The organism is Brevibacterium sp. W7.2, assembly GCF_018137945.1.
Taxonomy (GTDB): domain Bacteria; phylum Actinomycetota; class Actinomycetes; order Actinomycetales; family Brevibacteriaceae; genus Brevibacterium; species Brevibacterium sanguinis.
The window spans coordinates 3118734-3141121 of the sequence record NZ_CP073089.1; the positions used below are offsets into that span (position 1 = coordinate 3118734).

The window sequence follows — 22388 nt, forward strand, 5'->3', positions numbered from 1 at the left end:
CCAAATCGGATCGGGGTGAGTGCGGTCACGTCCCCCGCTTGGCCGTGAAGAAGTCGCTGAGCAGGGCCGCCGCCGCGCTCTCCTGCACCCCGGAGTAGACCTCGGGGTGGTGGAGTGCCGCCCGATCGCGCGGCAGATCCCACACCGACCCGACTGCTCCGGCCTTCTCGTCGAAGGCCCCGAAGACGAGGCGGGCGACCCGGGCGCCGATGAGCGCTCCGGCGCACATCGCGCACGGCTCGAGGGTGACGACGAGGGTGCACCCGTCGAGGCGCCACCGCCCGGTCGTCGCGGCGGCCTGCCGCAGGGCCAGCAGTTCGGCATGGCCGAGCGGATCCTCGTCGACCTCCCGCCGGTTGTGGCCGGTCCCGATGACCCGACCCTCGGAGTCGAGGACGACGGCCCCGACGGGAACGTCGTCGTGCGCGGGTGCCCGGGCCGCCTCGGCGAGGGCGAGGGCCATCCACGCGGAGAAGTGCGGATGCCCGCCGAAGCCGAGCTCATCGGCACGGGTGTCGTGGCTCAGCGTGCGGCCTCGAGCTGATCGGCGAAGCCGACGGTCTCCCCGACGTGGGCGACGACGCGCGCCGGATCCGAGGGGTACTTCTCGACCTGCTCGATGAGGTCGGCGGGGGCGAGTCCGCGGTCGGCGAAGATGTCGGCGTCGCCGCCCCATTCGCCGTCGCCGTCGAAGTCGAGCATCTCGACCTCGTCCTCGACGTCGTCGTCCTCGTCATCGGCGTCCGGCTCCTCCGCATCGAGCCCGAACTCCTCCTCGGGTTCGGCTTCGTACGCATCGTCCGGGGAGTCGAGGTAGTCGGCGAAGATCTCCGCGAACGGGCTGAGCTCGACGGCGCCGAGATCCGAGATGAAGACCTTGACCTCGTTGTCCGCGGCGAGGCGGACGAGACCGAACCATTCGTCCTCGTGTTCGATGACGGCGACGGCCTCCCCGTCATCGGTTCCCGCACTCCGCATCATGTCGACAAGGCTGTCGAGGTCCGTGGCGTCGCGGACGTCGACATCGAGAGCGCGGAAGCCGTCGCTCGACTCGGCAAGGATCTCAGTGAAGTAGGACATGACTCCATTGTGGACTCTTCCCCCGGCTTTCACCACAGCCGATTCCCGTACCATCTGAGTATGCGCCTTCACGTAGCCGACCACCCCCTCATCGCCCACAAGCTCAGCGTTCTCCGAGATGAGAACACCGACTCCGCGCGCTTCCGGCAGCTCACCGAGGAGCTCGTCATGCTGCTCGCCTACGAGGCGACCAGGTCCCTGGCCGTTGAGGACCGGGAGGTCACGACCCCGGTGGCGACGTTCACCGGGACCCGGATGGCCGAACCCCGTCCCGTCGTCGTCCCGATCCTGCGCGCGGGCCTCGGCATGCTCGACGGGATGCTGCGCATCCTCCCCACCGCCGAGGTGGGCTTCCTCGGGATGGTCCGCGACGAGGAGACCTTCGAGCCGACCGCGTACGCCGATCGCCTCCCCGACGACCTCAGCGGACGTCAGATCTTCGTCGTCGACCCGATGCTCGCCACCGGCGGGACCCTGGCGATGGCCATCGACTTCCTGCTCGCCCGCGGCGCCCGCGACGTCACCGCCGTCTGCCTCGTCTCCGCACCCGAGGGCGTCGAGCGCATCGAACGCGACTACGGGGCCTCGGCGAACGTCGAGATCTACACCGCCGCCCTCGACGAGCGCCTCAACGAGCTCGGCTACATCGTGCCCGGCCTCGGCGACGCCGGCGACCGGATGTACGGCATCGTCGACTGAGCAAACGCGTCACAAAACGTCACACTCGTCTCAGAACCCGGCGATCCTTTGCCCGGGTGCGCGCATGTGACGAATAATGAAGGCATGACCTCTGCGAATCACGAAGCGCGAATGCGCGCGGCATCGATGTGTATGCCCTGCGTTCGTCGTCGGTGATCGCCCTTCCGCTGTCCGGCTGCGAACGAGTGCAGACACGTCGCGCAGCGGACTCCATCGCATCACCCAGAGGACAGACATGCCGAATCCCGAACCGAACTACGTCCACCCCCGCAGCGCTGTCGCGGTGCGTCGCGCCGGTGCCAGGCTGAGCGCCGTGGACCCGCAGAACCCGCCGCACACCTACGGCCCCTCCGGCGTCGTGCCCTCGCCGAAGGCGGCGCGCGGCATCATCGTCTACATCGGCCTCGACGAGTCGAAGGCCGCCGCGGACGGCACGAACCTCTCCGCGATCGCCGGTGAGCTCCAGGCGTACGCGAAGGAACTCGCCTCCCAGGCCGAGACCCAGGCCGTCATCGCCCTGGCCCCCGAGGGCCGCGGCAGCGACATCGACGCCGTGCGCGCCGTCGCCAACGGCTCCCCCGCCGCGTCGGGAACCCCGGCCGGCAGCCACGGCCCGGTGCGCTCCCGGATTCCCAACCGCATCCATCCGCCGACCCTGCGCGAGACCGAGGCCGGACCCGCCGAGCGTCTGCGCATCGACATCCCGCGCCGCGAGGTCCGCATCGACGGCGATCTCGTCGATGTCACGACGAAGGAGTTCGACCTCCTCGCCACCCTCGTCTCCCATGCCGATGAGACGCTGCCGCGCGAGGCCCTCATCGCCGCCGTGTGGTCGGGGGCCGAGGAACCGGACGAGCGCACCGTCGACGTCCACATCCGCCGTCTGCGCCGCCGCCTCGGCGAGCACTCCTCGGTCATCCGCACGATGCGCGGCGCCGGCTACCGCTACGACACGCATCCCGACGTCACCGTGTGGTCGGCCACCGCCCATCGGTGAACCAGCACTGAGACGCACGTCGCACGGCCCGTCCAGCAGGAGGCCAGGGTTCGCGGTTAGGATTCCTAATCGATGAATCAGCCATATTCCCGGCCCGCTCGCGCACGGAAGTCCGCGAAGGGCATCACCGCACTCGTCCTCGGCCTTCTCTACGCCGCGTTCCTCGTCCTCCACGAGCTGCTGCCCGCCCGCGGCGGCATCGCCCTGCTCGTCGAGAGCATCCTGCCGTGGACGGGGATCATCATCGGGCTCGTCCTGCTCATGATGCTCTTCCGGTTCTCCGTGCTCTCGGTCATCGGCGTGGTCGTCCCCGCGCTCGTGTGGGGCGTGATGTTCGGCGGTCCGCTCCTGCCGGCGCGCGATGCCGGCACCCCGGACCTCACCGTCGCCACGCAGAACGTCGGGGCCCGCCTGCCGGAGCCGACGGCCACGGCGCAGAACATCGTCGCCGCCGATCCCGACATCGTCACGATGCAGGAGCTCGCGTCACTGTCCGGGCAGATCATCCAGGACGAGCTCAATGCCTCGTTCGCCCACTCGGAGGTCATCGACACCCTCGGCGTGTGGTCGAAGTGGCCGATGTCGACGCCGGAGGAGATCGACCTCGGACTGCAGTGGCCGCGCGCCTTCGCGACGACGATCGCCACCGATCACGGCGACATCCGGTTCTACGCCGTCCACATGCCCTCGGTGCGGCCGGGCCAGGAGGGAATGCGCAACGCCGCTCTGCGCCGGCTCTCGACCGTCATCGAGGGCGATGACGCGGAGCAGATCATCGTCGCCGGCGACTTCAACACCGCGTCGACGGATCGGAACTTCGACGAGCTCGTCCCGCCGCTTCAGGACACCCGCGTCGAGGCGCGCGGGGGCTTCGGCTTCACGTGGCCGGCGCAGTTCCCCGTCACCCGCCTCGACCACATCCTCTACCGCGGGTTCACCGCGACCTCGGACAGGGTCCTCGGGGAGGGCACGAGCGACCACCGCGCGGTCATCGCCGGGCTCGATCTCGCCTGAGCTGCGCGCGGGCTCAGCTCGTGCACTGTCCCGTCGGCACCGGGGTCGTGTTCGCCGCGCCGGCCTGGAGTTCGTCGCGGATCTCGGCGCGGGTGAGCGCGTAGCCGGTCTCCTCGTCGGTGGCCGAGCGGGCGAAGACCATGCCGACGACATTGCCGCCGGAGTCGATGAGCGGTCCCCCGGAATTGCCCTCGCGGACGATGCCGCGCAGCGAGTAGACGTCGCGCACGACGCTGCTCTGGTCGTAGATGTCGAGGCCGCGGGCGTTGATCTGCTCGCGCACCCGCGTCGGGGAGATCGTGTAGGGGCCGTTGGCGGGGAAGCCGACGACGACGGAGTCGTCCCCGGGTCCGAGCGGACTGCCGAACTCGAGGGCGGGAGCGTCGAGCTCGGGGACCCGGAGGACGGCGACGTCGGCTTCCGGATCGAATTCGACGACCTCGGCGGAATAGGGGCGCCCGGTCCCGCCGACCTGCACGGCGAGGCTCGTCGATCCGGCGATGACGTGGGCGTTCGTCGCCACGAGCCCGTCGTCGTAGACGAAGCCGGAGCCCTCGGAGCCGGCCCGGCACGTCGTCGTGGTGGTCGTGATCTTCACGACCGACTCCTCGACGCTGCGTCCGACCTCGACCATGTCGGCGTCGGGTTCGCCGACCCCGCGGATCTCCTCGGTCTGCCCGGAGAAGACCTGCGGGAAGCCCGTGGCCCGCAGGGTCGAGGCGAGATCGCCGAGCGCGCTCTGCGAGGAGTACGGGATCGTCCGGTCGATCGCGGCGATGACGCCGGAGTCGGCGACCCACTGGTTGGGCCCCACGAGCGGGGTGGCGCGGATGAAGCCGGCGGCGAGCCAGATGACGAGGACGTAGACGACGCCAGCGGTCACGGTGCCCCCGATCGCGTCGATGCCCTGCCCGAGCTCGGAGTCCATCGCGCGTTTGATCCACGTGCCGATCCCGTTGCCGGCGAAGGCGAAGAGGACGCTGAGCACGAGCGGCATCGCCGCGAGCAGCGCGACGACGCCGGGATTCTCCATCGCCGAGGTGCCGGCGGAGAGGTTCTCGACGAGCGGGGAGAGCAGCCGTCCGGCGATCCACCCGACGACGAAGCCGACGACCGTGCACAGTCCGACGACGAAGCCCTGCCGGAATCCGGCGAAGAGGGCGCCGATGCCGAGGAGGACGATGATGATGTCGACGATGATCATGACACGGCCTTCGCCTCGCCGCGGGAGGCGGCGAGCAGCCGGTCGCGGGCTCCGGCGAATTCGCGGAGCTCGAAGTTCTCGATCTCCTTCTCACGACCGCCGCCGATGCCGGCGAGCAGGCGCATGCGCGTCGTCGACAGCTTCCCGGCGAGCCGGATCATCTCAGCCATCTCCGCCTTGCCGCCGGGGAACGACTTGGCCCACCGGCGGCCGGACTTCCGGCCCTTCCACGTGCCGAGCATGTCCGCCTCGGCGTGGGAGAGCCACCCGGAGTTCGCGTAGTCGCCGAGCATGTTGAGCGTGTGGAGGCGCTCGCTGCGGCGCAGCAGCAGCCCGAGAACGACCCAGCAGGTCGTGAGGATGAAGCTCAGGACGATGAGTCCGACGATCTGGGCGATCGGACTGATGAGCTGGAGGCCGGTCATCGACCCGTTCCAGATCGCGTGGAGGCACATGCCGATGAAGAGTCCGGGCAGCCACATGAGGACGACGGCCCACCACGGCCACTTGCGGGCGGCGAAGCCGATCGTCACCCCCGCCCAGCTCGAGAACGCGGTGTGGAGCAGCGGCGAGCACAGGCAGCGGAGGACGAAGGTGACCCACAGCCCCGAGGTGCTCTCCTGCCATGCGGTGCCGAGGTAGAGGATGTTCTCCGTGAAGGCGAAGCCCGCGCCGATGAGGGCACCGTAGACGAGGCCGTCGAGGGGGCCTTCGAAGTGCCGGCGGGCGGCGAGGACGAGGACGACGAGGAGGGAGGTCTTCATCGTCTCCTCGACGATCGGGGCCTGCACGACGGTGGCGAAGACGTCGGGCATCTCGCCGACCCCGACGAGGAAGAGGGCGACCTCGCCGACGAGGGAGACGAAGAGGGTGAGGATGACCGAGGCGACCGCGCCCCAGAGGAGGCAGAGGCCGAGGAGGATCTTCGGCTGCGGCTTCCACCTGTCGAGCCACAGGACGTAGGCGATGATCCCGACGAGCGGGATCGCCGAGAGCCCGATGAGGGCGAAGAGCCTGGCCCCGAACTGGAAGCCGCCGGCGACGGCCATGACGAGGAGGCCGAAGACGAGGGCGCACAGCGCGAGGATCGCGATCGCGAGCCGGACGACGTTCGTCGTCGAACCGGGCTCCTCGGGCGGCTGGGTGCGGCGCACCGCTCCCGTCCACGGGGTCTCCGACACCCGGTGATCGGGGGTCTGCATCGACGCGCGCACCCGCATCTCCTGTGTCACGGTCGGGGCGAAGCGCGGCTGTTCGTAGACTCGGCGGGGTCCCTGCCCCGGGTGCGGAATCCCCGGCTGCGAGCCGACCGGCTGCCTGTGGTGGACCGGGGGGCCGGGATAGACGGGTCGACCGGCGGGATCGCCGCGGCGCTGCTGCGGGCGTCGGGCCTGCTCCTCCTGCGGGCGCTGCTCCTCCTGCGGGCGCGGGCGGAAGCGCTCATCGCTGCGCCGCGGGTCGACCTGGGGCGGCCGGACGAAACCGGGCGGTCCTGCCATCGGCGGCCCGACCACGGGCGGGCCTGCCATCGGCGGGCCTGCCATCGGCGGTCGTCCCGGGAACTGCTGCGGGCCCATCGCCTGCCGCGGTCCGGGCTGCGGATTCCCGTGCGGGCGGTTCCCGTGCGGGCCGTTCCCGTGCGGGCCGGGGCCCTGGTTCGAGCCCGCCTGTCCTGGGCCGACCTGTTCCGACATAGTCCGTCCTTCTCCATGGGGCGCTCGAAGCCGCTGTTCAGAGCGTTGACTGCCCCATCAGTCTACGGTCGAACACTGACACGCACCCTAAAGCGACGTGTCCGTTCAGCAACAGCCGGCACCGGTCACTTGCGTGCATCTGACTGTGGATTCCCGGCACCGAGGCGGGAGGGCCGTGCCGTCGTCGCTGCCCGATTCTGCAGGGCTGAGGAGCCCGCCGGCCGCGCCCGGCCGCGCCGCCGACTCGCGTCCCCAGCCGTGAACCTGCCTTGTCGACTCGCGCTCATTCTCCTGTGGACGCCGGCACCGGTTTCCACAGGGGGTTGTCGGGGTCTGGTCAGGACTCTGTCGTGGGGCGTCCAATCGGGGCATGAAAACTCGCAGACGACCCACGCCCCTGTCCGTCCTCGTCCTCCTCATCGTCGCCGTCCTCTCCTGCGCCGGGCTCTCCCCCGGGCCCGCGCACGGGGCGAGTGCCGAGCTCGGCGAGGTGCCGATGCTCAGCAGCGCCGACGCCTACGGTCCCGGGATCTGGCACGAAGCGCCCGAGGGAAAGACCTGGTACGGGGCGTATCGGACGTTCCCGGACACGTTCGCGTACTGCATCGACGCGGGGAAGCAGTCGCCGCTGCCGGAGTTCTTCGCCGACGCGACGGCGCAGGAGGTCACGGCGCCGGTCACGGCGTGGGCGCTGGCGACGTACGCGGATTCACCGGATCCCGATGTGCAGGCGGCGCTGAGCGCGATCGCCCGGACCGATGAGCGCATCGACCACGATCACACGGTCCCGCCGCAGGAGCCGGGCGACCTCGGTGCGGAGTTCGAGGGGGCCGCGCAGCAGTACGAGACGATCATGGCCGAGGCGAAGCGGATGGCAGGACCTTACACGCTGACCATCGCGCTCGAACCGGTCCTCGACATCCCCATCCTCGAACCCTATGCCGCGGGCGAGGGGGACTTCGCTCGCGCCCCCGCAGACCCGACGCCGTCGTTCCCGACGACGAACCGGGTCACGCTCACCGCCGCCCTGACGACGGCGTCGGGGACCGCGGTGCCCGATGTGCCGATCACGCTCGAGGTCACCGGCGCCGACGGCCCGGCGAGTCTGACGAGCGGGACGGCTCCGGCGACGACGACGCTGACCGCCGAGGGTCCGGGCACGGTGAGGGTGAGCGCCTCGGCGAGCGTCGCCCCGGACACCGTCGCCCTCTACGAGCCGACGTCGGGCACCCGGGTGCAGCGGGTCATCACCCCGGGCGAACCCATCACGCTCACCGACTCCGCCGAGGTCGACCTGACCTCGCAGCCGCGGGTGGTCACGGAGATCTCGGAGGCGAACCCCTCCCCCGGGGACACGGTCACCGACACGTTCACCGTGTCCGGTCTCATCGGCGACCACACCGTCGACGTCGTCCACGAGCTGTGGGCGACGACGTCGAAGCCGGAGGTGGGGAAGAGGAACGACGACGCCGAGGTGGTCGGATCCGTGACGTCGGCGGACGTCGGCAACGGCACCCACGAGTCCCCCGGCATTCGGATCCCCGCGGACTTCCGCGGCTGGGTCTACTTCACCGAGACCATCGCCGCCGACGACTCGACGAGGGAGTGGACGGGCATCCACGGCCAGCCGAAGGAGACGGGCTTCACCCCGTGGACCCCGACAGCGCAGACCCAGGCCCGGCTCGACGGCGACACCGTGACCGACGAGGTCGCGGTGACCGGGCTGCGGCCCGGCGCCGAGGCGAGGCTCACGGTCACGGCCTATCGCACCGACGAGGAACCGGAGCAGTCGGCGACACCGTCGGGCACCGAGATCGCCGCCCAGGACATCACCGTCGTCGCCGATCAGGAGGGCAGCGCGACGGTGAGCACGGAGCCGATCGATATGCCCGTCGGCTGGGTGACGTTCGTGACGACGATTGCCGAGGACGACGTCCACCGCGGCTGGACGAGCGAATGGGGCATCCCCGCCGAGACCGTGGAACGGGTGGCGGAGGGCACCGCGAGTCCTCCCCCGACCGCGCCCTCGCCCCCGGAGCAGCCGGCGCCACCGGAGGAACCTGTGCCCTCGGAGGAACCTGTGCCGCCGAGCTCTCCCCCGACGACTCCGGTCGCGGACCGGCCTCAGGCCCCGGGCCCTGTCTCAGAGCTGCCGCGAACGGGAGCGACCGGCCATGGCTTGCTCATCGGCGCCGGCATCGTCCTCATCGGGGTGGGAGCGGCGACGCTGCTCGTCACCGGTCGGCGGAGACGATGAGGCCACCGGCGCGGAAGAGGTCGCGGAGCGCCGCTGACTCAGTCCCGACCGGACCACTCCTCGGCCCAGCGGCGGGCACCGGCGACGAGCAGGCTGACATCGGCGCCGACGAGGACGAACGACGCCCCTGCATCGAGGTAGGCCCGCGCCTGCACCGGGTCGAAGGCGTTGACGCCGACGGGTTTGCCCGCGGCCCGCACCGCCTCGAAAGTCGCGCGCACCGCCGCGGTGACATCGGGGTGCGTCTGCTGACCGAGCAGCCCCATCGAGGCGGCGAGGTCGGAGGGCCCGACGAAGACGGCATCGACACCGTCGACGGCGGCGATCTCCGCGGCGTTCTCCACGGCCGTCGCCGACTCGATCTGCACGGTCAGGGACACGAGGTCGGCCGCCCGGGTGAGGTAGTCGGGCACGGTGTTCCAGCGTGAGGCCCGCGCCAGCGCGGACCCGACCCCGCGGACCCCGGCAGGCGGGTAGCGCACGGCCCGGGCGGCCTCCTCGGCGTCGGCAACGGTGTCGACCATCGGCACGAGGAGGTTCTGGGCGCCGAGGTCGAGGTGCTGCTTGATGAGGACCCGATCGCACACGGGGACGCGGACGACGGGGGTGGCCGGATAGCCGTTCATCGCCTGGAGGAGCCGGGTCGTCGTCTCGAGGCCGATCGGCGAGTGCTCACCGTCGATGAGGACCCAGTCGAGCCCGGAGGACGCGGCGATCTCGGCGGCCACGGGCGACCCCGAGCTCACCCACATCCCCGCGAGGTGGTCGCCGTCGGCGAGCCCGCGGATCCGGTCGGCGAACGTCGGCGGCAGGTCTACTCGAAACGACATGTGATGGCTCCCAGATCTCCGTAATCGGCGTGGACGGTGTCGCCGGGGTGGACCCACATCGGTCGCGTGAATGAGCCGGCGAGCACGGTCTCGCCCGCCCGCAGGCTGTCCCCGTGGTCGGCGAGCTTGTTCGCCAGCCACGCGATGCCGCGGCCCGGATGGTCGAGGACGGCGGCGGCGACACCGGAGTCCTCGATCGTCTCGTTGCGGTAGAGCAGGGCTGCGACCCAGCGCAGGTCGACGGCGTCGACGGCCACCGGCCGCCCGCCGAGGACCATCGCGCCGAGGGCCGCGTTGTCGGAGATCGTGTCGACGATCGTGCGCCCCTCCATCTCGATGCGCGAGGAGAGGACCTCGAGCGCCGGGACGACGTACTCCGTGGCCCGCAGCACGTCGACGAGCGTGACGTCGGGGCCGGTGAGGTCGGCACCGAGGACGAACGCGAGTTCGACCTCGATGCGGACTCCCGAGTACTGCGCGTGGTCGATGACCGCGCCGGTCTCATAGACCTGGTCGGCGAAGATCGTCCCGTAGTCGGGTTCGGTGATGCCGGTGGCCTGCTGCATCGGCTTCGACGTCAGACCGATCTTGTGCCCGACCATCCGCCGTCCCGCGGCTTCGCCGCGCCGGCGCCACTCCCGCTGGACCGCGTACGAGTCCTCGACGGTCATGTCCGGGTGGGCGGCGGTGAGCAGACCGATCTTCGACCGCGTCCTCTCCGCTTCCGCGAGCTCATCGGCGATGCCCGCGATGACGGCGTCTTCGAGCATGTCCCCTCCTCAGAGCTGGTGGCCGAGCTTGAATTCCTCTTCGCCGTCCTCGGCGCCCGAGTGGGCTCCGAAGTCGGATTCGGCGTCCTCCCGGCGCGTGTAGGAGAACCCGTCGGCGCCGATCGTCACCTCCAGCTCGGAGTCGTCGGTGCGGGCGGTGAGCGGCACGGGGTTGCCCTCGAGGTCGAGGACCGTCGAGGCGTCGGTGTACCACGAGGGCACGACCGGGTTGCCCCACCAGTCACGGCGCTGGTTGTCATGGACGTCCCACGTCACCCGCGGGTTGTCGGGGTCGCCGGTGTAGTAGTCCTGCGTGTAGATCTCGATGCGGTGCCCGTCGGGATCGCGGAGATAGAGGTAGAAGGCGTTCGACACCCCGTGCCGGCCGGGTCCCCGCTCGATCGAGTCGGACATCCGCAGCGCGCCGAGCTTGTCGCAGATCGCGAGGATGTTGTGCTTCTCGTGGGTGGCGAACGCGACGTGGTGCATGCGCGGTCCGTCGCCGCCGGTCATCGCGGTGTCGTGGACGGTGGGCTTGCGGCGCATCCACGCCGCGTAGACGGTGCCCTCATCGTCCTGGATGTCCTCGGTGACGCGGAAGCCGAGGTCCTCCATGTAGTTCACGGCGCGCGGCACGTCCGGGGTGACCTGGTTGAAGTGGTCGAGGCGGACGAGCGCACCGGGCGAGTAGAGGTCGTAGCGCCATGCGAGCCGCTCGACGTGGTCGACGTCGTAGAAGAACTCGTAGGGGAAGCCGAGCGGATCCTGCACGCGCACGGAGTCGCCGATGCCGCGGACGAAGCCGTCCTTGCGCCGCTCGACGGGGCAGCCGAGCTCACGGTAGAACGCCTCGGCGGCGTCGACCTCCTCCGGGCTGCGGACCCGGAAGGAGAACGCGGCGACCGCGGGCACGGGACCCTTGCGGAGGACGAGGTTGTGGTGGATGAACTCCTCCATCGACCGCAGGTAGACGGAGTTCTCGTCCTCCCAGGTGACCTGCAGGTCGAGGACGTCGACGTAGAAGTCGCGGGAGCGCTGGAGGTCGGTGACGACGATCTCCATGTACGCACAGCGCACGACGTCGGGCGCGGGGACGGTGGGGGTGGTGATGGGGTCGGACATGGGTTTTCCTCTCACTGCTTCCCGAAGACGGGATTGTGGACCTCGCCGAGGTTGATGTGCACGGCCTGCTGGTCGGTGTAGAAGTCGATCGAGCGGTATCCGCCCTCGTGGCCGAGGCCCGAGGCCTTGACGCCGCCGAAGGGGGTGCGCAGGTCGCGGACGTTGTTCGAGTTCAGCCACACCATGCCGGATTCGACGGCCTGCGCGAAGTTGTGGGCGCGCTTGAGGTCCGAGGTCCAGATGTACGCGGCGAGCCCGTACTTCGTGTCGTTGGCGAGCTCGAGCGCCTCCTCGTCGGAGGAGAACTTCGTGATCGCGACGACGGGGCCGAAGATCTCCTCCTGGTAGATGCGCGCGTCGGGGGTGACGTCGGCGAAGACGGTGGGCTGGACGAAGTTGCCGTCCTCGAAGCCCTCGGGGCGTCCGCCGCCGGCGACGAGGCGGCCCTCCTCCTTGCCGAGCTCGACGTAGGACATGACCTTCTCGTAGTGCTCGGGGTGGACGAGAGCGGCCACCTCGGTGTCGGGATCCGAGGGCAGACCGACCTTGACCCGCTTCGCCTGGGCGGCATAGCGCTCGACGAACTCGTCGTAGATCGAGTCCTCGACGAGGATGCGCGACCCGGCGGTGCAGCGCTCACCGTTGAGGGAGAAGACCCCGAAGATCGTCGCGTTGACGGCGGCGTCGAGGTCCGCGTCGGCGAAGACGACGGCCGGGGACTTCCCGCCGAGCTCCATCGACAGGCCCTTGAGCCACGGGGCGGCGTTGGCGAAGATCGCCTGGCCGGTCGAGGACTCACCGGTGAAGGAGATGAGCGGCACGTCGGGGTGCTTGACGAGGGAATCGCCCGCGAAGCCCTCTTCGCCGAAGCCGTTGACCATGTTGAACACGCCTGTGGGCAGGCCGGCCTCTTCGAAGATGCCCGGCCACAGGGACGCCGAGAGCGGGGTGAACTCGGCGGGCTTGAGCACGACGGTGTTTCCGGTCGCCAGCGCCGGGCCGAGCTTCCACGATTCGAGCATGAACGGGGTGTTCCACGGGGTGATGAGCCCGGCCACGCCCTTGGGCTTGCGGTTGACGTAGTTGGCCTGCCGTCCGGGCACCTTGTAGGCGTCGTCGGTCTGGGCGACGATGAGGTCGGCGAAGAAGCGGAAGTTCTCCGCGGCCCGGCGGGCCTGGCCCTTGGCCTGGGTGATCGGCAGCCCGGAGTCGTAGGACTCCATGGCCGCGAGCTCGTCCTCGCGGGATTCGACGATGTCGGCGATGCGGTTGAGCACGCGGGCCCGCTCGCGCGGGAGCATCGTCGGCCACGGACCCTCTTCGAAGGCCTTCTTCGCCGCGGCGACGGCGCGATCGATGTCGGCCTTCTTCCCCGAGGCGGCCTTGATGTAGGGCTGGTTCGTCACGGGGTTGATGACGTCGAACTCGTCGCCGTCGAGGGAGTCGACGAACTCGCCGTCGATGTAGTGGCGGATCTTCTCCGGCAGGTTGGCGGGAGCAGTGGTGGACGCAGTCATGACTTGTCCCTCTCTGTTGCTGTGGTGGCTTCTTGGTAGCTGTGCAGGGTGGCGGTGCGGTGGGCGCGGACGACGCGTTCGACCTCATCCGCCGAGGCGGCCGCTCGGATGAGTGCGATGATCCGGGAGTGCTCGTCGACGGATTCCCGGGCGCGTTCGGGAACGAAGGAGAACGTCGAGTTGCGCAGGTGGGCGAGCCGGTCCCATTCGACGCCGACGAGCGTGCGGAGGCGATCGTTGGGGCAGCGGGCGAAGAGCGCGGCATGGAACTCGTGGTTGAGCCGCGTGAACTCGACCGGGTCGAAGTCGTCGAGCAGGGCGAGCATCTGCTCGTTGAGCGCCTCGGCGGCGGCGAGGTCAGTATCGGTGATGTGGGTGAGCGCCTGCGCCGTCGCCGCGCCCTCGAGGATCGCGACGGCCTCCATCGACTGGACGTACGACCCGTGGTCGACCATCGCCACCCGCGCTCCGACATTGCGCTCGAAGGTGACGAGACCGTCGGCTTCGAGCCTGCGGATCGCCTCCCGCACGGGCACGACGGAGGTGTCGAGGTCGACGGCGATCTGCGAGAGCACGAGCTTGTCGCCGGCGTCGAACGTGTGGTCCCCGATGCGCTCGCGGATCCAGTTGTACGCGAGCTCGGCCTTGCTCAGGCGCTGGCCGAGCGGGGCGGCCTCGGCGGTCATCGTGAGCTCTTCCATTCCTCGAACTTCGCCTTCCACTCACCGGTCGGCGGGAAGAGACCGTCGACGGGATTGCCGGCGGCGACCTGATCGGCGACCCAGCCGTCCTCGGTCTCCTTCTCCAGCGCTGCGTCGACGACCTCCTCGGCGAGGTCACGCGGGATGACGATGACCCCGTCGTCGTCGCCGACGATCACATCGCCGGGCAGGACGGTGGCGCTGCCGCAGGCCACGGCGACATCGGACTCCCACGGCACATGCTTGCGACCGAGCACCGCGGGGTTCTTCGCGGTCGCGAACACGGGGAGGATGCCGGCCACCTCGGCGGCATCGCGGACGCCCCCGTCGGTGACGACCCCGGCGGCGCCGAGGGACTTCGCGCGGAGGGCGAGGATGTCACCGAGCGTGCCCGATCCGGACTCGCCGCGGGCCTCGATGACGATGACCTCGCCGGGCTTGAGGGAGTCGAAGGCGCGCTTCTGCGCGTTGTAGCCTCCCCCGTGGGACTTGAAGAGGTCCTCCCGGTTGGGGACGAAGCGCAGGGTCTTGGCGACCCCGACGAGCGTCGTGCCCGGCTTGAGCGGACGGACCCCGTCGATGACGACGTTGTTGAGGCCGCGGGCGCGCAGCTGCGCGGACAGACCCGCGGTCGGCGCCTTCTCCAGCTTCTCGCGCAGCCCAGCGGGCAGGGATCCGTCGTCCTCCGGCGGGAGGCCTGCCTCCTCGCGGGAGCCCCACGCATCGGCGGCGAGCGCCTCGGTGACGGCCGGAGTGCTGCCCAGCGCTGCGTCGAAGTCGCCGGGACCCTCGACGACCTCGGTGCGCAGGCGTCCCGAGCTCAGCTGCTCCCCCGACGCCGAGGAGGCGCCGGTGACCTCGACCTCGACGACATCGCCGGGGGCGACGACGGTCGAGCCGGCCGGGGTGCCGGTGAGGATGACGTCCCCGGATTCCAGCGTGAAGTGCTGGCTGAGGTCGGCGATGATCTGGGTGAGCGGGAAGATGAGCTGGTCGGGGCCGGTGTCGTCGTCCTGGACGAGGGAGCCGTTGACCCACGTCCGGATCGTCAGCTCCTGCGGGTCGACCTCGGCGGCGGGGATGAGGTTCGGACCCAGCGGGGTGTAGCCGTCGCGGCTCTTCGAGCGCACGTTCGACCCCTTGTCAGGGGTCTTGAGGTCGTAGAGACCGAAGTCGTTGGACGCGGTGACGCCGGCGACGTGATCCCACGCCTCATGCGCGGTGACCCGATGGGCGGGGCTGCCGATGACGACGGCGATCTCGCCTTCGAACGCGAGCAGCTTCGTGCCGGCGGGGCGCTCGATCGTCGCTCCGCTCGGGGCGACCGAGCTCGCGGCCTTGAGGAAGTACGAGGGTGCGGCGGGGCGCTTGCCGCGCTGGGCCGAACGGGACTCGTACGCCACGTGGACGGCGATGATCTTGCCGGGGCGGGAGGGCACTGCAGTCGACATCGAAACCTCGTTCTCTCGTCGTTGATTGATTGAATCGTATACGATGCTTTGCCACTGGACAAGGGCTTGTCGTGATTTCCTGGATTCGCGTGCTTGATCGTATATGAACTGATACGATCTCAATCACAGTGTGCGTGATGGATCACTCGAGACGCACGAGGGTGTGTGAGAAACCGGAGGCTGATATGCACTTCCATCAGAACGGCTACGTGTCCGCGGATCCGCGGATCGAGGAGGCGGCGGGGTACGGCATCGACCGACCCGAAGCCCTGCCCGACGAGGTCGACGTCCTCATCGTCGGCAGCGGACCGGCGGGCATGGTCGCCGCCGCACAGCTCGCCCAATATCCCGAGGTCAACACCCGGATCATCGAGAAGCGCGACGGGCGCCTCGTCATCGGCCAGGCCGACGGCATCCAGGCGCGCTCGGTCGAGACGTTCCAGGCGTTCGGCTTCGCCGAGGAGATCATGCGCGAGGGCTACCACATCACGGAGATGGCCTTCTGGAATCCGGATCCCGAGAACCCCGATCACATCATCCGCACCGGCCGTCCCAAGGACGACGAGACCGGCGTCAGCGAGTTCCCGCACCTCATCGTCAATCAGGCCCGCGTTCTCGACTACTTCGCGCAGTTCGCCAAGCAGTCCCCGGCCCGCATCGAACCCGACTACGGCATCGAGTTCGTCGACCTCTCCGTCGAGGATCCCGCCACCGCCGCCGATCCCCAGCACCCGGTGTCGGTGACCGTGCGCTACACCGCCGGTGAGCGCGCCGGCCAGCAGCGCACGATCCGCGCCGGCTTCGTCATCGGCAGCGACGGCGCCCGCTCCGGGGTGCGCTCGGCGATCGGCCGGACGATGTCCGGTGACCAGGCCAACCATGCGTGGGGCGTGATGGACGTTCTCGCCAACACCGACTTCCCCGACATCCGCACGAAGTGCGCGATCTCGTCGAAGCACGGCAACATCCTCCACATCCCCCGCGAGGGCGGTCATCTCTTCCGGATGTACGTCGACCTCGGCGAGGTGCCCGTCGATGATGCGCGCAAGGTGCGCCAGACGAGCATCGAGGAGATCATCGCGAAGGCGAACGCCATCATCGCCCCCTACTCGCTCGACGTGAAGAACGTCGCGTGGCACAGCGTCTACGAGGTCGGCCACCGCCTCACCGACGCCTTCGACGACACCGACGAGTCGGTCCCGGACTCCCCGTGCCCGCGCGTGTTCATCACCGGCGACGCCTGCCACACGCACTCGGCGAAGGCCGGTCAGGGCATGAACGTCTCGATGCAGGACGGCTTCAACATCGCCTGGAAGCTCGGGCAGGTCGCGACCGGCCGGTCGTCGTCCGAGCTGCTGCGGACCTACTCCGCTGAGCGCCAGGTCACCGCGAAGAACCTCATCGACTTCGACAAGGAGTGGTCGACGCTCATGGCCACCCCGCAGGATCAGCTGCCGGACAAGGCCTACCTCGAGGACTTCTACGTCAAGACCGCGGAGTTCCCCGCCGGCTTCATGACCGAGTACACGGAGTCGATGATCACTGCCTCGACGGCCAACCAGGAGCTCGCGGCGGGCTTCCCCGTCGGCAAGCGCTTCAAGTCCGCGCGCGTCAACCGCGTCGTCGACTCCTACCCCCTCCACCTCGGGCACGAGGCGAAGGCCGACGGCCGCTGGCGGATCTACGTCTTCGCCGACGGGGCGACCCCGGGTCAGGAGACCGACGCCGAGGCGCTCAACGGAGTTCCCGGCCTCGCCGACTGGCTCGAATCCGATCCCGCCTCCCCGCTCGTGGCCTACCGCCGCACCGGCGAGGACGTTGACGCCCTCGTCGAGCTCAAGGTCATCTACCAGCAGCCGCACACGGAGTTCGACTTCACCGACGTGCCCCCGGTCTTCCGCCCCTTCGTCGGGAAGTACAGCCTCGAGTACCTCGAGAACATCTACGCGGCCCTGCCCGATGACGACATCTTCGACACCCGCGAGATCAGCCGTGACGGTGCCGTCGTCGTCGTGCGGCCCGACCAGTACGTCGCCGGCATCTACCCGCTGAGCGCCCGTGAGGAGATCGGGAAGTTCTTCGCCGGGGTCTTCCTCCCCGAGAGCTGAGAGCCGGCCTGTCTGAGAGCTGGCTGATGACCGGGGCGAAGGCCTCGGATTGGCACTGCGCCTGTGGCAGGGTGGTCGTATGGCTACGAATGAGAAGAGCATCACAGTCACCCGTGTCATCGACCACCCCACACAGGAGATCTTCGACGTCCTCACCCTCCCGGAGAACCACGAGCAGTTCGACGGTTCGGGGATGGTGCGGGCGGCGGAGAAGTCCCAGCGCATCCAGGGCGTCGGCGACGTCTTCGTCATGAACATGTTCGCCGACGCGATGGGCGGCGACTACCGGATGCACAACCATGTCACCGCGTACGACGCGAACAAGATGGTCGGGTGGCAGCCGGCTCAGTCGGACAATCCGAAGGAGCCCGGCGGCTGGGAATGGGTCTACGAGCTCAATGCGGTCGGCCCCGACAGCACCGAGGTGACGCTGACCTACGACTGGTCGAAGGTCGACGACCCGAAGCTGCTCTCCCTGTTCCCCGTCGTCAGCGAGGACCAGCTCGACGAGTCGCTCAACCGCTTGGCCGCCGCCGTCTCCGGGAGCTGACGCAGCCACTTTCGGCAGGCGACACCGCCGTCTCCGACTGTCGACCTCAGAAGCGCGAGCCCGAGTACTTCTCGGCGTGCCTGCGGTGACGGCAGTGCCGGCTGCCGTAGAGGCCGAAGATGCCGCCGACGATGAGGGCCGTGCTGCCGAGCGCCCACAGCACCGCCCCGGGCGCCGGATAGCCGATCTCCATCCCGCCGACCCAGCGACCCTGCTCGTCCATCCCGTCCCACATGAAGAACGGCGGGTCGAGCAGCATGAGGGTGAGCGCCACGAGGAGCACGAGCCCGAGGATCACCGCCGCCGGGGACCACATGACGAGTGAGCGTGAGATCCATGCGGTGACCGCGCACGCGATGATCGCGATCCACGGCAGCAGGAACGCGACATCGCTCGTCTCCGGGGCGATCGGCTGCTCGCCGAGCGAGGTGATGACGAGGCGGGGACCCTCATGGTTCCCGCTGTCGAGCACGGGCACCCAGATCATCGCCACCCAGGACGCGAGCGCGACGAGCGGCAGCCACCGCGCCACCCACCGCGACCGTCGACCGCGCGGCAGCAGCTGCGTGCCGACGGGTGCGGGGCGGTCCACGGTGTTCATGACCACCATCCTCGGTTTCACCTGCCGCCGGCCGGTGACGAGGATGTTGCAGAACTGTCACCCGGCCGTCTCACCCGGCCGCGTCATCCGGCGCGAGCGCGGATCTGCGTGCGGAGGACCTCCTCGGCGTGGGAGCGGGCGCGTCGCCGCGGCGGCGGGCGCACCGGGTCTCTCACCGACCACGCCGGGGCCGCGTCCGGCTCGAGCAGACCGGCGAAGACCCGACGCCAGTCACTCGCACCGCCGTCTGGAGGACCGGCGCCGGCCATCCCGCGGTTCGACCGCCGCGGATGCTTCATCCGTATGAGCAACGGCGGGGTCGTCGTCGCGTACCTCCGCCCGGTCGGGGTCGTCACCGTCAGGCCCGTCGCGGTCGCCTCGTGCGACCACCCGGGGTGCTCCTTCGCGTAGTTGCAGGAGGCGCACAGTCCCGAGCCGTTCTCCCACGAGGTGTCACCGCCGGCGGCGAACGGCTGAGCATGATCGGCGTGCTTGATCGGGGCATCGCACCACGGGGTCCGGCACCGATCGTCGCGGAAGATCACCATCTGCCGCAGCCGCCCAGTGAAGGCCCGCGAGCGCGATTCGGTGCCGACGAGCTGACCGTCGGTCACGCTCGTGAACATCCGCCTGATGAACACCTCCGCCTCGTTCGCGGCGAGGAACGTCCGCGCGGACTCCGCCGGCAGCGGCCCGAATCCGGGCATCCACGCCGGCACCATCCCGTCGGCGAAGAGCGACTCGGCGTCGATGACGACGTGGACCTCCGTCGGCACCGCCGCGGCCCTCGACTGCCCGGTCAGCCGCTCGACGAAGCCGTCGGCGATGATCTGCGGGTGCCGCCGACCGTGCGCCTCCCCGGCGGCGATCACCGCATCCGCCTCGGCCTTCAGCCCCGTCCACACGGCCACGGCCTGCGGCAGCGGGAGGATCGCGCTCACCCGCCCCATGCCGTCGGCGAGCGTTGTCATCGACACCCGCCGGTGAGCGGCGGCACGCTCCGCCTTCTTCGCGGCATCCGCGGCGTCGACCTGCATCGCCAGTGCCCGCACCTCGGTGCGCAGACCGCGAGGACCCGACTGGCCGAGGCTCTCCCGCATCCGCGTATCCACGCGGCGCCGGTCCCCCGGGTCGAGCGTCGCCGTCTCCTCGACCACGATCCGCGCCCGGTCCGCGGAGATCTCTCCGGCCTCCAGCGCCGCATACGTGCCGGGCAGTTCGGTGACGAGCGCCTGGGCGGCGGTGAGGAACTTCCGCCCCGACCCCGGTGAGACCCGCTTCGCCAGCCCCACCTCGTCCCCGGCGCGCACACCCCACTCCTGGACGGGCAGACCGTTCAGCCGGTCCCGGTCCCGGCGCAGCTCGGCGAAGGCGACGGCCTCAGCCGACTGAGCGGCGGCGATCGTCGCGGTGAGCTCCTCGAGCGCGGTGATCCGCGCGAGCGCGTCGTCCTCGGACTCCGCCGCCGCGGCACCGCGCAGGAACCCGCCCAGCCGGGCCACCTCGGCGAGGTAGTCCGACGGCGATTCCGGAGCGGGACCGATCTCCATGACCGCACCCTAGGGCACGGTCCTGACATGAGATCTCCGACCCAGGTGACCTGGGACGACACTCCAACCGGGCGTCACGCCCCGGCTTTGATCCTCCGCATGATCATGTCCATCGCGACGATGTTGTGGCCGCCCTCGGGGACGATGAGATCGGCGTTGCGCTTCGAGGGCTCGACGTAGAGCTCGTGCATCGGCTTGACGGTGCCGAGGTACTGCTCTTCAACGGATTCGAGCGTCCGGCCCCGTTCGATGACGTCGCGTTTGATCCGCCGCAGGAGCCGGACGTCGGCATCGGTGTCGACGAAGAGCTTGATGTCGAGGAGTTCGCAGATGCGCGGCTCGGCGAGGATGAGGATGCCCTCGACGATGATGACCGGGGAGGGCTGGACGACGGTCGTGTCCGTGCTCCGGTTGTGGTTGGAGAAGTCGTAGATCGGGCTCTCGACCGCCCGCTGGCTGCGCAACGCGAGGAGATGGTCGACGAAGAGGTCGTTGTCGAAGGCGTCGAGGTCGTCGTAGTTGACGCGCTCGCGCTCGGCGAAGGTGAGGTCGTCCTGCCGGCGGTAGTAGTTGTCGTGGTAGAGCACCGAGGACACGCCGACGCATTCGGCGAGCAGCGCCCGGGTCAGCGTCGTCTTCCCGCTGCCGGTGCCCCCGGCCACGCCCACAGTCAGAATCTCCACGGTCGCATATTCCCTCGTCTCGCCCGAATGTCTCCCCAAATCTACCCGATGCGGCTCGTGTCCGACCCCTTCGATAGGGTGGAGGAAAGCTGCCGGAGCCGCGTCAAGGAGGTGGTCGTCGATGGATTCCGACTCTCGATTGTGCCGCCCCTCCCCCATGCCCTGACGCCTGCCGTCCGATCTCTCCTCCGCAGGCGTCGATCGACGACTGCCCGGAGACGAATATGGACGCGTCCACCATCCGCACCCTGACCGCCGACCATGAGCTGCCGCGCCTGGCCGCTGCAGTGCGCCGCCTCGGCCCATCGGCGACGACCGACCTCATCGCACAGCTGCCCGCCACCGAGGCGGCTGTCGTCTTCCGACTCCTGCCGAAGACCGTCTCCGTCGACGTCTTCGACCGCCTCGACCGCGGCACGCGCTCCGACCTCATCACCGCGCTCGGCACCACGGAGCTGACAACGATCTTCGCCGACCTCGACCCCGAGGACCAGAGCCGCCTCATCGACGAGCTCCCCGCCGGTGTCGCGACGAAGCTGCTCTCCGCGGTCGCCCCTGCCGACCTCGACGCGGTCATGGCCGTCGCCGGCTACGACCGGAACTCGATCGCCCGCCGGATGTCTCCGACAGCCGTCGTGGCCTGGGCAGACGACACCGTCGCCGAGGTGGCCGGCCGGATCCGCGCCGCCGACGTCGATCTCGCCGACGTCCGCCTCCTCCCCGTCCTCACCGCCGACCGCACCCTCATCGGGACCCTCGACGCGCTCGCACTCCTCCGGTGCGACCCGCACGCCCCGGTCACCTCGGCGATGGACCCGCTCGAGACGGTCACGCATACGAGCGAGGACCAGGAGACGGCGGCCCGGGCGGCCCTGCGCGACGGCGTGCCCGTCCTGCCCGTGTGCGACAGCGAGAACCGCCTCGTCGGGATCGTGCCGATCGACGACGCGGCCCGGATCATCGCCGAGGCCGACGAAGCCGACTTCGCGCTCTCCGGCGGCACCCAGCCGCTCTACCGCCGGTACCTGCCGACCCCGATCCTCACGATCGCCCGCACCCGCATCGTCTGGCTCCTCGTCCTCGCCGTGTCCGCCGTGCTCACCGTCCACGTCCTCGAGATCTTCGAATCGACGCTCGCCGAGGTGGTCGCCCTCGCCCTCTTCATCCCCCTGCTCACCGGGATCGGCGGGAACACCGGTTCGCAGGCGGCGACGACCGTGACGCGGGCGCTGGCGATGGACGAGGTGGGGCTGCGGGACTTCGCGCGGGTCGCGGCCAAGGAGTTCACGACGGGCCTGGCCCTCGGCGTCCTCCTCGCCGTCCCCGCGTTCGCGATCGCCTCCCCGCTCTACGGCCTCGACATCGGGACGATCATCGGCCTCACCCTCATCGTCAACTGTCCGATCGCCGCCCTCGTCGGCGGGTCGATCCCGTTGGCCGCCAAGGCGTGCCGCGTCGATCCGGCGGTCGTGTCGACCCCGTTCATCTCGACGTTCTGCGATGCCAGCGGACTGCTCGTCTACTTCACGATCGCGATCACGATCATGGGCCTGTGAGCGC

General features: G+C 69.8%; 20 protein-coding genes. 7 read left to right on the forward strand and 13 right to left on the reverse strand.

Annotated features, from left to right (window positions below):
- Positions 1-25 precede the first annotated feature (25 nt).
- Entirely contained in the window at positions 26-463 is a 438-nt protein-coding gene (locus J9315_RS14085) for a nucleoside deaminase (protein WP_211978094.1), read from the reverse strand.
- A 59-nt stretch (positions 464-522) separates the two neighbouring features.
- On the reverse strand, positions 523-1080 hold the full coding sequence (locus tag J9315_RS14090) for a tRNA adenosine deaminase-associated protein (protein WP_211978095.1): 558 nt from the start codon (positions 1078-1080) through the stop codon (positions 523-525).
- A gap of 60 nt (positions 1081-1140) precedes the next feature.
- Here J9315_RS14090 and upp point away from each other — a divergent pair, with 60 nt between their 5' ends.
- The 3 genes from upp (at position 1141) to J9315_RS14105 (ending at position 3790) form a co-directional block, all read left to right on the forward strand.
- Positions 1141-1779: a uracil phosphoribosyltransferase gene (gene upp, locus J9315_RS14095; protein ID WP_198500579.1), complete on the forward strand. Its 639-nt coding sequence runs from the start codon at positions 1141-1143 to the stop codon at positions 1777-1779.
- Positions 1780-2014: 235 nt separating this feature from the next.
- Entirely contained in the window at positions 2015-2776 is a 762-nt protein-coding gene (locus J9315_RS14100; RefSeq protein ID WP_198500578.1) for a winged helix-turn-helix domain-containing protein, read from the forward strand.
- 72 nt (positions 2777-2848) lie between these two features.
- Positions 2849-3790, forward strand: a complete 942-nt coding sequence (locus J9315_RS14105) for an endonuclease/exonuclease/phosphatase family protein (RefSeq protein ID WP_211978096.1) — start codon at positions 2849-2851, stop codon at positions 3788-3790.
- A gap of 13 nt (positions 3791-3803) precedes the next feature.
- Here the strand turns inward: J9315_RS14105 and J9315_RS14110 are convergent, their stop codons facing one another.
- Entirely contained in the window at positions 3804-4994 is a 1191-nt protein-coding gene (locus J9315_RS14110; protein ID WP_198500576.1) for a MarP family serine protease, read from the reverse strand.
- Positions 4991-6688 (reverse strand): PrsW family intramembrane metalloprotease, encoded by a 1698-nt coding sequence (locus J9315_RS14115; RefSeq protein WP_249120910.1) that lies wholly within the window; start codon positions 6686-6688, stop codon positions 4991-4993. Before J9315_RS14115 ends, J9315_RS14110 begins: the two co-directional genes overlap by 4 nt.
- A 370-nt stretch (positions 6689-7058) precedes the next feature.
- Here J9315_RS14115 and J9315_RS14120 point away from each other — a divergent pair, with 370 nt between their 5' ends.
- Positions 7059-8945 carry an LPXTG cell wall anchor domain-containing protein gene (locus J9315_RS14120; protein ID WP_211978097.1) on the forward strand — a complete coding sequence of 629 codons (1887 nt, stop codon included), beginning with the start codon at positions 7059-7061 and terminating at the stop codon, positions 8943-8945.
- 38 nt (positions 8946-8983) lie between these two features.
- Here the strand turns inward: J9315_RS14120 and J9315_RS14125 are convergent, their stop codons facing one another.
- Genes J9315_RS14125 through J9315_RS14150 form a run of 6 tightly spaced genes read right to left on the reverse strand, consistent with a single transcriptional unit; the run spans position 8984 to position 15336 of the window.
- Positions 8984-9775 (reverse strand): HpcH/HpaI aldolase/citrate lyase family protein, encoded by a 792-nt coding sequence (locus J9315_RS14125; protein WP_211978098.1) that lies wholly within the window; start codon positions 9773-9775, stop codon positions 8984-8986.
- On the reverse strand, positions 9760-10545 hold the full coding sequence (locus tag J9315_RS14130; RefSeq protein ID WP_211978099.1) for a fumarylacetoacetate hydrolase family protein: 786 nt from the start codon (positions 10543-10545) through the stop codon (positions 9760-9762). Before J9315_RS14130 ends, J9315_RS14125 begins: the two co-directional genes overlap by 16 nt.
- Before the next feature lie 9 nt (positions 10546-10554).
- Entirely contained in the window at positions 10555-11667 is a 1113-nt protein-coding gene (hpaD, locus tag J9315_RS14135; RefSeq protein ID WP_211978100.1) for a 3,4-dihydroxyphenylacetate 2,3-dioxygenase, read from the reverse strand.
- An 11-nt stretch (positions 11668-11678) separates the two neighbouring features.
- Complete coding sequence (gene hpaE, locus J9315_RS14140) at positions 11679-13184, reverse strand: 5-carboxymethyl-2-hydroxymuconate semialdehyde dehydrogenase (protein WP_198500571.1); 1506 nt, start codon at positions 13182-13184, stop codon at positions 11679-11681.
- Positions 13181-13885 (reverse strand): GntR family transcriptional regulator, encoded by a 705-nt coding sequence (locus J9315_RS14145; protein WP_249120911.1) that lies wholly within the window; start codon positions 13883-13885, stop codon positions 13181-13183. Before J9315_RS14145 ends, hpaE begins: the two co-directional genes overlap by 4 nt.
- A complete protein-coding gene (locus J9315_RS14150; protein ID WP_211978101.1) occupies positions 13867-15336 on the reverse strand; it encodes a fumarylacetoacetate hydrolase family protein in 1470 nt (489 codons plus the stop codon). The genes J9315_RS14145 and J9315_RS14150 overlap by 19 nt, the downstream gene beginning before the upstream one ends.
- Before the next feature lie 185 nt (positions 15337-15521).
- Between J9315_RS14150 and J9315_RS14155 the strand changes: the two genes are divergently transcribed.
- Both J9315_RS14155 and J9315_RS14160 read left to right on the forward strand, forming a co-directional pair.
- A complete protein-coding gene (locus tag J9315_RS14155) occupies positions 15522-17444 on the forward strand; it encodes an FAD-dependent monooxygenase (RefSeq protein ID WP_211978102.1) in 1923 nt (640 codons plus the stop codon).
- A gap of 79 nt (positions 17445-17523) precedes the next feature.
- Positions 17524-17994 carry an SRPBCC family protein gene (locus J9315_RS14160; RefSeq protein WP_211978103.1) on the forward strand — a complete coding sequence of 157 codons (471 nt, stop codon included), beginning with the start codon at positions 17524-17526 and terminating at the stop codon, positions 17992-17994.
- Positions 17995-18040: 46 nt separating this feature from the next.
- On the opposite strand, the gene J9315_RS14165 is transcribed toward J9315_RS14160, so the two are convergent.
- The 3 genes from J9315_RS14165 to udk form a co-directional block, all read right to left on the reverse strand.
- Positions 18041-18595 (reverse strand): hypothetical protein, encoded by a 555-nt coding sequence (locus J9315_RS14165; protein WP_137825149.1) that lies wholly within the window; start codon positions 18593-18595, stop codon positions 18041-18043.
- 83 nt (positions 18596-18678) lie between these two features.
- A complete protein-coding gene (locus J9315_RS14170; RefSeq protein ID WP_211978104.1) occupies positions 18679-20145 on the reverse strand; it encodes an HNH endonuclease signature motif containing protein in 1467 nt (488 codons plus the stop codon).
- A gap of 74 nt (positions 20146-20219) precedes the next feature.
- Positions 20220-20828, reverse strand: coding sequence for a uridine kinase (gene udk, locus J9315_RS14175; protein ID WP_249120912.1), 609 nt, complete (start codon positions 20826-20828; stop codon positions 20220-20222).
- A 224-nt stretch (positions 20829-21052) separates the two neighbouring features.
- Between udk and mgtE the strand changes: the two genes are divergently transcribed.
- Complete coding sequence (gene mgtE / locus J9315_RS14180; protein WP_211978105.1) at positions 21053-22384, forward strand: magnesium transporter; 1332 nt, start codon at positions 21053-21055, stop codon at positions 22382-22384.
- The last annotated feature ends 4 nt before the right edge of the window (positions 22385-22388 follow it).

Excerpts from the sequence above, each read along its gene's own strand:
- J9315_RS14145 (WP_249120911.1), bottom strand. The coding sequence starts at position 13,885 with ATGGAAGAGCTCACGATGACCGCCGAGGCCGCCCCGCTCGGCCAGCGC.
- J9315_RS14100 (WP_198500578.1), top strand. The coding sequence starts at position 2,015 with ATGCCGAATCCCGAACCGAACTACGTCCACCCCCGCAGCGCTGTCGCG.
- J9315_RS14105 (WP_211978096.1), top strand. The coding sequence starts at position 2,849 with ATGAATCAGCCATATTCCCGGCCCGCTCGCGCACGGAAGTCCGCGAAG.
- J9315_RS14155 (WP_211978102.1), top strand. The coding sequence starts at position 15,522 with ATGCACTTCCATCAGAACGGCTACGTGTCCGCGGATCCGCGGATCGAG.
- J9315_RS14120 (WP_211978097.1), top strand. The coding sequence starts at position 7,059 with ATGAAAACTCGCAGACGACCCACGCCCCTGTCCGTCCTCGTCCTCCTC.
- J9315_RS14125 (WP_211978098.1), bottom strand. The coding sequence starts at position 9,775 with ATGTCGTTTCGAGTAGACCTGCCGCCGACGTTCGCCGACCGGATCCGC.
- J9315_RS14160 (WP_211978103.1), top strand. The coding sequence starts at position 17,524 with ATGGCTACGAATGAGAAGAGCATCACAGTCACCCGTGTCATCGACCAC.
- mgtE (WP_211978105.1), top strand. The coding sequence starts at position 21,053 with ATGGACGCGTCCACCATCCGCACCCTGACCGCCGACCATGAGCTGCCG.
- upp (WP_198500579.1), top strand. The coding sequence starts at position 1,141 with ATGCGCCTTCACGTAGCCGACCACCCCCTCATCGCCCACAAGCTCAGC.
- J9315_RS14165 (WP_137825149.1), bottom strand. The coding sequence starts at position 18,595 with ATGAACACCGTGGACCGCCCCGCACCCGTCGGCACGCAGCTGCTGCCG.
- J9315_RS14085 (WP_211978094.1), bottom strand. The coding sequence starts at position 463 with ATGGCCCTCGCCCTCGCCGAGGCGGCCCGGGCACCCGCGCACGACGAC.
- J9315_RS14150 (WP_211978101.1), bottom strand. The coding sequence starts at position 15,336 with ATGTCGACTGCAGTGCCCTCCCGCCCCGGCAAGATCATCGCCGTCCAC.
- J9315_RS14130 (WP_211978099.1), bottom strand. The coding sequence starts at position 10,545 with ATGCTCGAAGACGCCGTCATCGCGGGCATCGCCGATGAGCTCGCGGAA.
- J9315_RS14110 (WP_198500576.1), bottom strand. The coding sequence starts at position 4,994 with ATGATCATCGTCGACATCATCATCGTCCTCCTCGGCATCGGCGCCCTC.
- hpaD (WP_211978100.1), bottom strand. The coding sequence starts at position 11,667 with ATGTCCGACCCCATCACCACCCCCACCGTCCCCGCGCCCGACGTCGTG.
- J9315_RS14115 (WP_249120910.1), bottom strand. The coding sequence starts at position 6,688 with ATGTCGGAACAGGTCGGCCCAGGACAGGCGGGCTCGAACCAGGGCCCC.
- J9315_RS14090 (WP_211978095.1), bottom strand. The coding sequence starts at position 1,080 with ATGTCCTACTTCACTGAGATCCTTGCCGAGTCGAGCGACGGCTTCCGC.
- J9315_RS14170 (WP_211978104.1), bottom strand. The coding sequence starts at position 20,145 with ATGGAGATCGGTCCCGCTCCGGAATCGCCGTCGGACTACCTCGCCGAG.
- hpaE (WP_198500571.1), bottom strand. The coding sequence starts at position 13,184 with ATGACTGCGTCCACCACTGCTCCCGCCAACCTGCCGGAGAAGATCCGC.